Here is a 12,425-nt window from a genome sequence, read left to right as displayed (position 1 = left end):
GTCTCTTGTTGTTTTATAAGAAAAAATTTTACAGGTTTTGTGGGAGCATGTTTATGAGACGTATGAGACGATGGAGGAAATGAAAGTGAAATCCGGGAGAAAATTTTAGAAGAATGGGTGGTCTTTTAAGACATCCGATCTTGTTTCTTGTTTGCGGAAACAGAACATGATACCCTGTGCGTGTAAGGAAAAAGCAACGAAGAAAAGTAATAAAAAAACACGAGATGTTGCAGAGAAATGTGTAGGAATGGGAGGAAAAAACATTGCGTTATCAGATGGTATGTGTGGATCTCGACGGTACACTTCTCGATGATCAGAAATGCCTTCCAGAGAAAAATCAGGAAGCTCTGAGAAACCTGTGGCAGGACGGTGTGGAGATTTGTATCGCCTCCGGCAGATCACCGATTTCTGCGGAATCTTATCTGACTCAGATGGGAATCACCGGCAGTGTGGTGGCACTCAACGGAGGACTCGTGAGAGCACACGGAAAAGAGATCGCTCAGAGCCTTATGGAGAGGGCGAGCGTTGAGGCGGTGATCGGAATCGCAGAGACGTATGGCGTGTATACATACCTGAATGATGGAGAGCAGACATTTGTGATCAATGAGCCGGAAGCGGAATTTCGGAAACGTCTGGCAGGAAATCCGAAACTTTCTGAGAGCTTTCAGCCTGTGAGTGCGGATGAGATGAGAAATCTGCTTGCGAGCGGTCAGGCGCGATGCATGAAAATCAGCATGAGGGAAGATGATCTCACGGCGCTTGAGCGACTTCGAGAGACGATTTTCACGGCACTTCCAACCGGAATTCAGACTGCAAAGTCAGACATTAATTATCTGGATGTCTTCCCGAAAGGGCGGTCAAAGTGGAGTGGAATTGAACAGCTTCTCTCTCATTTCGGAATTGCCAAAGAGTGTTGCGTCTGCTTCGGGGACAACGAGAATGACCGGGAGATGCTTGCAGAGGCAGGACTTGGAATTGCGATGGGAAATGCACAGCCGGATTTGAAAATGAAGGCGGATTTTGTGACGCTGACGAATCAGGAGTGCGGAGTCGCATATGGAATTCACACCTGGGTGGAAGAAAAGGGAAGATAGAAGGGGGAAAACAAAGATGAATAAGAAAATCATTCTGGTTTCGCATGGAAAGCTGTCGGAGGGAATGTTTCACTCGATGCAGATGATTGTGGGAGAAAATGAAGATCTGTCCTACATGAGCATGATGCCGGGAGAGCATTATCAGCCGATGGTGGACAAGATCGAGGCGGAGTTAAAGGCACATCCGGATACGCAGTATCTCGTTGTGGCAGATCTTCTCGGCGGAAGCGTCTGCAATGGAATGACGACGCTGACCGGTTATCCGAATATGAAGCTGATTGCCGGGATGAATATGGGACTGGTGATCGGACTGCTTCTGACACCGGGAAGTTTGACCGATGAGGAGATCGATGCAAAGATCGACGAGGCAAAAGCGATGAATCACCGGGTTGTACTCGAAAAGTCCGAGACGACAGACGAGGATTTCTTTTAAGAGAGAAAAATTTCTTTACCAAAAGATCAGACAGGAGAGGAAAGGATCATGCGATATCAGTTAAATGAGGATGACCGCAGATGGGTGGAGGAAACCTACAAAAAGCTGGAAAAAAAGCTCTATGCGGAATGTCTGAGAGTCGGAAGTAAGATTCCGTACATTGCAGAGGATGGTGTCTACCGGGAAGATAAGGCCGAGAGCGACATTGTCTGGTGGACAAATGGATTCTGGCCGGGAATGCTCTGGCAGATGTATCATGCGACCGGAGAGGAGGAGTACCGAAAGACGGCGGAGGCTGTTGAGGAGAAACTCGATAAGGCATTTGATATTTACACGGGACTTCATCACGATGTGGGATTTATGTGGCTTCACTCCGCAGTTGCAGACTACCGCATCACCGGAAATGAGCGGTCGAAGGCGAGAGGACTTCACGCAGCTCATCTTCTTGCAGGACGCTACAACCCGAGAGGAAAGTTCTTGCGTTCGTGGAACCGGGATCGCTCCGGTTGGGTGATCGTCGACAGCATGATGAACATTCAGCTTCTGTTCTGGGCAAAAGAAGTTCTCGGAGATCCGAGATTTGGATTTGTCGCAGAGGATCATGCAGATACGTTGATGAAGTACACGGTGCGCGCGGACGGTTCGTGCAACCACATCATCGTGCTTGACCCGGAAACCGGAGAACTCCTTGAGACACCGGCAGGTCAGGGATATGCGTCAGGTTCCTCGTGGTCACGCGGACAGTCGTGGGCGATTTACGGATATGCGCTCGCATACAGACACACTGGAAAACAGGAGTATCTCGACACTGCAAAGAAAGTTGCAAACTACTTTATCGCGCAGACGGATCGCACGGGTGGTATCCCGCTTGTAGATTTTCGGGCACCGAAGGAGCCGGTGCTGATCGACACGACAGCGGGCATGTGCACGGCATGTGGTCTGCTTGAGATTGCACAGCACGTTCCGGAGCTTGAAAAAGAATTCTATGTGGAGAGTGCGCTGAAACTGCTTCGGGCAGTGGATGAGTCCTACACCGACTGGAATCCGGATCGAGATTCGATTCTTGCGATGGGATCGGGATCTTACGCGACGGAGCATGATCGCCATGTGCCGATTATTTACGGGGATTACTTCCTTGAGGAGGCTCTGCTTCGCCTGATGGATAAGGATATCCTGCTGTGGTAAAGACTCAACGGAAACAAGAGAGTGTGAAATAAGAGAGTCAGGTAAGAAAGAATAAGGCTGAAAAAATAGAAGATAGACAGGAAAAAACAGGAAACGAACAGATTTCAAGGATAGGGGAAAAACAAGATAGATCACAGATAGATAAGATAAAGGAGGGCATTTAGGTATGATAACGATGATGAGGGTGGATGACCGACTGATTCATGGACAGGTGGCTGTGATGTGGTCAAAGGAGCTGAATGTGCAGAGAATTGTGGTTGCAAGCGATCAGATTGCTTCCAATGAGATTCAGGTGAGCGCATTGAAGATGGCAGCTCCGGCGGGCGTGAAGGCAGCGATCCTTCCGATTGACAAGGCAGTGGGAATCCTGAATGATCCGAGAGCCGATCAGATGAGAATTCTTGTGATCTCAAACAATCCGGAAGATCTTCTGCGGGTAGCAGAGAAGATCAAGGAGCGCCCGGTACTGAACGTGGCAAACTATGGACGAATCGGAGGAAGCCTCTCGGAGAAGAAGGTGGCAGAGTCGGTTTACCTTACCGAGCACGATGAGGAAGTGATTCAGAAGATTGCCTCCCTTGGTGTGGAGATTATTCATCAGCCACTGCCGAGTGATGCGAGACAGGATTTTCTGAAGATGATGGGAGGAAAGTAGGATGTTAAAAGAAGCAATCATTGTTGGACTTGTACTGATGCTGTCAAAGTTCTTTGACTGGTATGGAAACACGATGTTTCAGAGACCGATTTTCTGTGTGTCAATGCTCGGCATTGCGCTCGGTCATCCGGCAGAGGGAATCATGCTGGCAGCGGAGCTTGAGCTTGTCTTTCTTGGAAATGTAAGCCTTGGTGGCGTGATGCCGTCAGACTTTACGATCGGTTCGATCTTTGGTGCGGCATTTGCGATTCTGCTCGGAAAAGATGTGGCGACTGCGATCACACTGGCACTTCCGCTTGCAGCACTCGGAACCCTGCTTTACTCCTGTATGAAGGTTGTGGTAACTTCCCTGGTTCCGCGTTTTGAGAAGACGATCCGCGATAAGAACATTGCAGGATTTAAGCGTCTCTGGATCATGCAGTTCTGTGGATTTGAGCTTTGCTATTTCCTTCTCGGATTTATCTGTATCTATGTCGGAACAGATGCAGTAAAAGCCTTTATCGAGATTCTTCCGCCGTGGATTCAGAAGTCGATGACGGTTGCATCCACAATGCTTCCGGCACTTGGAATGGCACTGTTGATGAAATCTCTCTGGAGCACAGAAAACTGCCCGTATTACTTCCTTGGATTTGCACTCGGCGCATTTTTCTTCTACCGCAATGTGACCGGCGTGACTGTGACAGATGGCGTCGCAAGCGTGGCAGCCTCCTCAGTCAAGATTCTGTCCCTGGTACAGATTTCCTTTATCGGCGCTGTGATTGCTGCTCTGATCATCTTCAATGAGCTTCAGAAGATTAAGGAAAAGAACAACAAACCGGTATCTGACAACACCACTCTGGATGAAAGCGAGGATTTTTTCAATGACTAATACAGCAGTTATGAATACAGAGACCAACTCTCTCAAGAGAAAATTGACTCCACAGGAGCGCAAACTGGTTCGCTCCGTGTTCTGGCGCTCGATGTTTCTGATGTTCTGTACCTCCTACACGAAACAGCAGGGAACGACGTTTGGATGGACGCTGATCCCATATCTTGAGGAGATTTACGGAAAGGGAACCGATGAGTTCTATAAGGCAATGAGCCGTCATCAGGATTTCTTCAACACGACACCGGGTATGGCTCCGTTCATCTTCACGATGGTAATCTCGATGGAGAAGGAGAGAAAAGCTGCACTGGATGCAGGAAAGCCGTTTGATGATTCCTCGATCGAGGCAATCAAGGTAGCCCTGATGGGACCGTTTGCAGGTATCGGTGATTCGATTTATTCCGGCGCTCTGCGTATCATCGCAACCGGTATTGCACTGGGATTCTGCCAGGCAGGTTCGATTTTAGGCCCGATCCTCTTTGCACTTGTCTACAACATTCCGAATATCATGATTCGTTACTTCGGAGCTGAGTATGGTTTGAAACTTGGAAATACCTACATTGCAAAGGCTCTTCAGTCCGGCGCAATCAAGGCATTCACAAAGGGATTTTCCGTTCTCGGTCTGATCATGACCGGTGCAATGACCGCTCAGTATGTAAGCTTCAAGACAACGTTCGTCGCAGACTTTGGTGGAACGGCATTTAACCTTCAGAACGTGCTTGACCAGATTCTTCCGGGACTGCTTCCGCTTCTGCTGACACTTGGAACCTTCGGTTACCTGAGAAAGAAGAACAAGCCGGTAAATGCAATGATCTTCATGTTCGTGGCAGCAGTTGTGCTGACTCTGTTAAAGATCTGCGGTTAAGGAGATCCGATCTGTGAAACAAAGCCTGCTGTGGGTTTGACAAGAAAACAGCGTATGAAAATAAAAACGGAGGATGTTCCGGTTCAGAGATTGCCGGGAGGCATCTTCCGTTTTTTGTTTTATCGGAAATCAGTAAAAATTAGTAGGAAATTGTGTGCTATGAAAAAGAAAAATGGAGAGCAGAAACATGATGAGTGAAAATAAAAATATGGATGCAAATATAAGCCAGATTCAGGATCAAAATCAAACTCAAAACCAGATTCAAAACCAGATTCAAAATCAAAATCAGATTCAGATCGAGATTGTGGATTCGATTGGAAATGGTCGCGCAGAGACTGCGGGAGAACAGGCAGTGCTCGCGTTTGAGGGCGTGTACGAGGATGGGGACAGAATCATTTTCCGCGTCCCGGAGGCGAACTGCTTTTATGTCCTTCGCGTCGATGAGGGAATCGAGGAAGCCCTCGTCTATCTGACGGAGAAGGAGCTCGTGTTTGAGATCCCGTTTGAGGAGAGAAAGAAGTCCTACAATCCGAAGGCATTTTCAGGAGAACGCCATTATCTGAGCTGTCGGAGAGCGAGAGAGACGGAGTGGAACCGATATCGAAATCTTGCGAAAAATACCGCCGATCAGCACGGAGATCACGCGTGCTACCCGCATGCGTCGGCAAATGTGGAGACGAGAGGCGAGTCTGTGTTCATGGCGCGCAATGCGATTGACGGCGTCTGTGCGAACACCTCCCACGGTTCATGGCCGTATGAGTCATGGGGAATCAACAAGCGGGCAGATGCCGAGTTTCGTCTGGAATTTGGGATGCCGGTGAATTTTGATCAGGTGGTGATCTGGCTTCGCGCAGATTTTCCGCATGACAGTTACTGGGAGAGTGCAGAGTTGGAGTGTTCCGACGGAAGTGTGGAAGTCCTCCACCTGAAAAAGCAGAAGGAACCGCAGGCATTTTCAATCAACAAAGAAAACATCACCTGGATTCGGCTGAAAAATTTGAAGAAGACGGACGATGAGTCGCCGTTTCCGGCATTGACGCAGATTGAGATCTATGGAATGCCACAGGTAAAGAACGGAGATAAATAGAACATATCACTCAGGGTGGATGTTTGCGTCGACTTGAATTCATAGTGGATGGATGCTTGCGTCGACTAAAAAATATCAGATCTGAGAGATGAGACAGAGGGAGGAAAAGAAATGCGAGAGATTCTTTCGAGACACCGGATTGCAGACATGGAGCTGATTTTTCACCGGGGAATCGACCGAAAGGGAAATGATTGCACCGGAATGCTTCTGATTCCGGCAGAGATGGAGAATCAGGTTCTCTATGAGAAAGAGTATGATGTGGAACCGCTTGTTCAGATGAAGATCATCGGGGATGACTATCCGTTTAACTACTCACAGGGAAGAACGATGCGGGGCAGTCAGACCGGAATGAAACTGCACTTTGTGGATCAGAGTGTGGAGCGGGATGGAGAGGAGACAAGGATTCTCACAAGACTTGCAGATTCGAGAGGACTTGAGTGTGAGCATCGCATTTGTTTTTATGAGGGAGATCTCGCGTTTGAGGTGAATGCCTGCGTGAAGAATCACACGGGTCGGGAGATTGCGCTCGAGATGGTCTCAAGTTTTACACTCGGGGGACTCACTCCGTTTTGTGAGGGCGTTGCGCCTGAGACGATGGTTCTGCATCGAATCCGCAGTACCTGGGCGAACGAGGGACGACTCGTGAGTGTGCCGGTTGAGGAGGAACAGCTTGAGCCGTCGTGGAAGCCGTCCGGCGCAAACGGAATCCGCTTCGGGCAGGTTGGAAGTATGCCAAACCGCGAGTATTTTCCGTTTGTCGGGATTGAGGATACGAGACATGGAGTCTGCTGGGGTGCTCAGCTTGCAGTCGCGTCCTCGTGGCAGTTGGAGGCCTACCGCAAGGATGATGCGCTGTCGATTTCCGGTGGAATCGCTGACCGGGAGATGGGACAATGGATCAAAAAGGTCGCAGATGGGGAGAGCTTTGTGACACCGGTTGCAAGGCTGAGTGTGGTTCGCGGGGATGTCGATCAGCTCTGTCAGAGAATCACTGCCTCAATCGATCATCATCTCGATGTTGCAGAGTCGGAGCGGGAACTTCCTGTGTTGTTTAATGAATTTTGTACGACTTGGGGTAAGCCGACCGAGGAGCAGACAAAGCGGATTGTCAGCCTGCTTGCAGAGCGCAATGTGCGCTACTATGTGATTGATGCCGGATGGTATAAGAGCACGAATGCGATGGCGCAGACGGGCGAGGGCGGATGGAATGTCACGCACGGGGACTGGGCAGTCGATGAGACGCTCTTTCCGCATGGAATGAAGGCATTGACAGACTGGATTCATGAAAAAGGAATGAAGGCGGGAATCTGGTTTGAACCGGAGAACTGCGGTCGAGGATCAGAAGTCTTTTATAAGGAGGAACTCCTCGCAAAGAGAGATGGTTATCCGATCACGGCGGGTCATCGGCGTTTCCTCGATTTGAGAAAGCCGGAAGCAAGGGAATATCTGGATCAAAACATGAAAGATTTCCTCAAAGACAATGGGTTTGACTATGTGAAGATCGACTACAATGCGAATCTCGGAATCGGACCGGACGGCGAGGAATCGCTTGGAGCCGGACTCTATGACAGTGTGAGCGAGACACAGAAGTATTTCTGCCATCTGAAGGAGGAAATTCCGGGACTTCTGATTGAGAATTGTTCTGCGGGTGGACATCGACTCACAGAGCCGTTTCTGAGAATTTCCGATATGTCCTCATACTCGGATGCACACGAGTGTAGAAATATTCCGCTCGTCGCAGGAAATATGCACCGAATGATTCCGATTCGCCAGAGTCAGATCTGGGCAGTTCTCCATCCGGAGTTTTCAGACGCGCTTCTCTACGACAAGCTCACGGCAACGTTTCTCGGAAGAATGTGTCTCTCCGGCGATGTGGAGCATCTGTCAGAACATCAGTGGGGGATTGTGGACGATGCGATTGCATTTTACCGTCAGGCAGTGCCGGTGATTGCAGATGGAACAAGCCGGATCATGAGAAAGACGGGACTCAGCTACAAGGAGCCGACAGGAAGTCAGGTCATTGTGAGAGAGCTGAAAAATGAGGTTCTGATTGTCGTTCACACGTTTGCGGAGAGCCCCGAAACGATTGAGTTGTCTGCGGGAGCGGGCTTCTACTTTAAAAAGATTGTCAGAGTCTGCGCAAGAGAGGGGCTGGAGATTCGGCAGGATCGCCAGAATCCGGGACAGATTGAGATCTCTGGTCTTGCGGACTTTGACGGAATCGGAATTTTGGCGGAGAGAGAACCGGAGAAAAAATAGGTATAGATAAGGCAACCAGCTCCAAAGATACGAGAAAATTTTCTTGACAAGAAATTTAATAGCGCATACAATAACTAGATAACAGCGAAATTGCTTTTTGTTAGTCAAAGCGAATAGAATCGAATAGAGATGACAGAGTATAATAGCGCAGGCGCCCATCTGTCGGGGATGGGAAGCCATATGCGCTATTATTATGTTTGCTCAAAAGCACGAAAAAGCGATTTCGGTTACGCAACTTGGAGTGGATTTGAAGCGATGTTTCAAATCTGCCCGATAACCACGAATGATTTATGGAAGGAGACAAAGGAATGATTCGAGTATTAATGAAATCAATCCGGGAGTACAAAAAGCCGTCCATTCTTGCGCCGATTCTGGTATCGATGGAGGTTATCATGGAATGTATCATTCCGTTTGTGGTAGCCCGTCTGATCAACCAGATTAAGGCAGGATGCGATCTTGGAACGATTGTCCGCTACGGCATGATTCTTGTCGTGATGGCGGGACTCTCTCTGTCCTTCGGAGCGGGAGCGGGATTCAACTGCGCGACGGCTTCCTGCGGATTCGCGAAGAATCTGCGAAAGGACATGTTTTACCGGATTCAGACTTACTCATTCGAGAACATTGATAAGTTTTCCACTTCATCACTGGTGACCCGAATGACGACCGATGTGACGAACGTGCAGATGGCATACATGATGCTGGTGCGTCTCGCATTCAGAAGCCCGCTGATGCTGATCTTCTCAGCGACGATGGCAATTATCATGGGAGGAAAGATGGCGCTGATCTTCGTGATCGTCATCCCGATTCTGGCAGTCAGCCTGTTTCTTGTCATGAAGAGCGTTACCCCGATCTTCAAAAATGTGTTCAAGAAGTACGATGCACTCAACAACTCGATTCAGGAGAACATCAAGGGCATGCGCGTTGTGAAGTCCTATGTTCGTCAGGAGTATGAGAAGGCGAAGTTTGAGCGTTCCGCAGAGGATGTGTGCGCAGACTTCACGAGAGCGGAGAAGATTCTGGCACTGAACAACCCGATGATGCAGTTCTGCCTCTATGTCGCAATGATCTTTGTGCTGTCCTTCGGTTCCTACACGATCATCACGAGCGGTGGTATGGATCTCGATGTCGGTCAGTTTTCTGCGCTTCTTGTGTACAACTTCCAGATTCTGTCGAGTCTGATGATGTTCTCGATGGTATTTGTTATGGTAACGATGGCGGAGGAGTCCGCAAAGCGTATCGCAGAGGTTCTGACCGAGGAGACAACACTTCACAATCCGGAGCATCCGGTGATGGAGGTTGCAGATGGCTCGATCGATTTTGAGAATGTGAGCTTCCGCTACTCTGAGCATGCGGAGAAGATGGCGCTTGCGAACATTGATCTTCACATCAAGTCCGGCGAGACGATCGGTATCATCGGCGGAACGGGTACTTCAAAGTCGACGCTGATCCAGCTGATCCCGCGTCTGTATGATGTGACGACGGGTTCTGTAAAAGTCGGCGGAGTCGATGTGCGCAATTATGATATCGAGGCGCTGAGAAATCAGGTTGCCGTTGTGCTTCAGAAGAACATTCTGTTCTCCGGAAACATCAAGGAGAATCTGCGCTGGGGCGATCAGAATGCGACGGACGCACAGATGAAGGAGGCGTGTGAGCTTGCTCAGGCGGATGAGTTCATCATGCAGTTCCCGCACCAGTACACGACCCACATCGAGCAGGGCGGTGCCAATGTATCCGGCGGTCAGAAACAGCGTCTGTGTATCGCACGCGCGCTTCTGAAAAAACCGAAGATCCTGATCCTCGATGACTCGACGAGTGCAGTGGATACGAAGACCGATGCGCTGATCCGCAAGGCGTTCTCCGAGTACATTCCGACGACGACAAAGATCATCATCGCACAGCGTGTTTCCTCCGTTCAGGATGCAGACCGCATCCTCGTCATGGATGGCGGTACGATCAAGAACATCGGAACACACGAGGAACTTTTAAAGACGAGCAGTATTTACCGGGAAGTATATGAGTCCCAGAACCGTGCAGGAGGTGAGGAGAATGAATAAGCGCGCTTCGTTCAGCAAAAAGACAGCGATCCGTCTGATCAAGACGCTGTTTGAATTCTATCCGGTGATGCTTCCAGTCACCCTCCTGTGTATCGTGTTTAATGCACTGATCAGCTCTGTTCCGGCGGTATTCCAGCAGAATATCATCGCGGTTGTCGAGAAGAACTGGCAGAGCCGTGACTGGAATGGGGCATCCGGACAGATTACCAAATATGTGCTGATTCTGGCAACGTTTTATGTGCTGTCCCTGATTGCAGGTTTCACCTACACGCGCCTGATGGCGACGATCACGCAGGGATCTTTGAAAAAATTCCGTCTGAAGATGTTCAACGGAATGGAAGATCTGCCGATCAAATATTTTGATACGAACAACCACGGCGATATCATGAGTTACTACACCAACGACATCGACACCCTGCGTCAGATGATCTCCCAGAGTATTCCGCAGTTGATTATTTCGATGGTGTCGAGTCTGACGATCCTGTGCATCATGCTCTATTACAGTGCATGGCTTCTCTTTGTCGTTCTCTTCGGCATTTTCCTGATGACGAAGGTCACAAAGAAGATCGGTGGCAACTCCGCAAAATATTTCATCCAACAGCAGATTGAGATCGGTAAGGTTGAGGGCTTCATCGAGGAGATCATGAACGGCCAGAAGGTTGTCAAGGTGTTCTGCCATGAGGAGCGCACCGAAGCGGATTTTGACCGCTTAAATGATGAACTCTTCGCTGTTGCAGAGCGTGCAAACAAGTATGCGAACACGCTGATGCCGATCCTGATGAACATCGGAAACGTGCTCTACGTTGTCGTTGCGATTGTCGGCGGTATCCTGCTTCTTGCGGGTGTTCCGAACCTCAGCGTGTCCGGAATGGCTCTGAGCATCAGTATCACGGTTCCGTTTTTGAACATGACGAGACAGTTCTGTGGAAACATCGGTCAGGTATCAAACCAGGTCAATGCGGTTGTCATGGGTATGGCAGGTGCAGAGCGTATCTTCAATCTGATTGATGAGACTGCCGAGAAGGATGAGGGCTATGTGACCCTTGTCAATGCGAAGGAAGAAAATGGCAAGCTCGTCGAGTGCAAGGAGCGCACCGAGGTCTGGGCATGGAAGGATGAGAAGGCACCGGAGGAGAAGAGATATACTCGCCTGACCGGAGATGTCCGCTTCAAGGATGTCGACTTCGGCTACAACGAGGAGAAGACGGTTCTTCACGACATCACGCTCTACGCAAAGCCGGGTCAGAAAGTCGCATTTGTAGGTGCGACCGGAGCCGGAAAGACGACGATCACGAACCTGATCAACCGTTTTTACGACATTCAGCGCGGTACAATCACTTACGACGGCATCGATATCAGCAAGATCAGAAAGTCAGATCTGCGCCGTTCCCTCGGCATCATCCTTCAGGATACGGTGCTGTTCACCGGAAGCGTTATCGAGAACATCCGCTACGGAAAACTCGATGCGACCGACGAGGAGTGTATGGAGGCTGCAAAGCTCGCGGGAGCTCATGATTTCATCACCCGTCTGCCGGAGGGCTATCAGACGATGATCGCCGCAAACGGAGCAAACCTCTCTCAGGGTCAGCGCCAGTTGATCGCGATTGCGCGTGCAGCAGTCGCAGATCCGCCGGTTATGATCATGGATGAGGCGACGTCCTCGATCGATACGAGAACCGAGGAGATCGTGCAGAAGGGTATGGACGCACTGATGCACGGCCGTACCGTATTCGTCATCGCACATCGCCTGTCCACCGTTCAGAACTCGGATGTCATCATGGTTCTCGAGCAGGGTCATATCATCGAGCGCGGAAGCCATGAGGATCTGATTGCTCAGAAGGGCAAGTATTATCAGCTCTACACGGGCGCATTTGAGCTTGAGTAAGACGAGCAGAAGTATGAGAGAGAACGTGTGAAAATAAAAGCAC

Annotated in this window: 10 protein-coding genes; all 10 read left to right on the top strand. The window is 49.7% G+C overall.

Annotation, left to right across the window (positions count from 1 at the left end; translation table 11 throughout):
• The first annotated feature begins 263 nt into the window (after positions 1-263).
• Positions 264-1,094: a Cof-type HAD-IIB family hydrolase gene (locus ACR0QT_RS02890; protein ID WP_432629400.1), complete on the top strand. Its 831-nt coding sequence runs from the start codon at positions 264-266 to the stop codon at positions 1,092-1,094.
• A gap of 16 nt (positions 1,095-1,110) precedes the next feature.
• Positions 1,111-1,527 (top strand): PTS sugar transporter subunit IIA, encoded by a 417-nt coding sequence (locus ACR0QT_RS02885; RefSeq protein WP_432629399.1) that lies wholly within the window; start codon positions 1,111-1,113, stop codon positions 1,525-1,527.
• 48 nt (positions 1,528-1,575) lie between these two features.
• Complete coding sequence (locus ACR0QT_RS02880) at positions 1,576-2,712, top strand: glycoside hydrolase family 88 protein (RefSeq protein ID WP_432629398.1); 1,137 nt, start codon at positions 1,576-1,578, stop codon at positions 2,710-2,712.
• A gap of 166 nt (positions 2,713-2,878) precedes the next feature.
• On the top strand, positions 2,879-3,367 hold the full coding sequence (locus ACR0QT_RS02875) for a PTS system mannose/fructose/N-acetylgalactosamine-transporter subunit IIB (RefSeq protein ID WP_432629397.1): 489 nt from the start codon (positions 2,879-2,881) through the stop codon (positions 3,365-3,367).
• A gap of 1 nt (position 3,368) precedes the next feature.
• Complete coding sequence (locus ACR0QT_RS02870; protein WP_432629396.1) at positions 3,369-4,235, top strand: PTS mannose/fructose/sorbose/N-acetylgalactosamine transporter subunit IIC; 867 nt, start codon at positions 3,369-3,371, stop codon at positions 4,233-4,235.
• Positions 4,228-5,097, top strand: coding sequence for a PTS system mannose/fructose/sorbose family transporter subunit IID (locus ACR0QT_RS02865; protein WP_432629395.1), 870 nt, complete (start codon positions 4,228-4,230; stop codon positions 5,095-5,097). The genes ACR0QT_RS02870 and ACR0QT_RS02865 overlap by 8 nt, the downstream gene beginning before the upstream one ends.
• 187 nt (positions 5,098-5,284) lie before the next feature.
• On the top strand, positions 5,285-6,184 hold the full coding sequence (locus ACR0QT_RS02860; RefSeq protein ID WP_432629394.1) for a carbohydrate-binding protein: 900 nt from the start codon (positions 5,285-5,287) through the stop codon (positions 6,182-6,184).
• 111 nt (positions 6,185-6,295) lie between these two features.
• Entirely contained in the window at positions 6,296-8,443 is a 2,148-nt protein-coding gene (locus ACR0QT_RS02855) for a glycoside hydrolase family 36 protein (RefSeq protein ID WP_432629393.1), read from the top strand.
• A 308-nt stretch (positions 8,444-8,751) separates the two neighbouring features.
• On the top strand, positions 8,752-10,497 hold the full coding sequence (locus tag ACR0QT_RS02850; protein WP_432629392.1) for an ABC transporter ATP-binding protein: 1,746 nt from the start codon (positions 8,752-8,754) through the stop codon (positions 10,495-10,497).
• Positions 10,490-12,382 (top strand): ABC transporter ATP-binding protein, encoded by a 1,893-nt coding sequence (locus ACR0QT_RS02845; RefSeq protein WP_432629391.1) that lies wholly within the window; start codon positions 10,490-10,492, stop codon positions 12,380-12,382. The genes ACR0QT_RS02850 and ACR0QT_RS02845 overlap by 8 nt, the downstream gene beginning before the upstream one ends.
• Positions 12,383-12,425 lie beyond the last annotated feature (43 nt).

The organism is Brotaphodocola sp. (assembly GCF_050873365.1).
In the GTDB taxonomy this organism is placed as follows: Bacteria; Bacillota; Clostridia; order Lachnospirales; family Lachnospiraceae; genus Brotaphodocola.
Note: the sequence above shows the minus strand (reverse complement) of the source record. Positions and strands in the feature narration are given on the sequence as shown.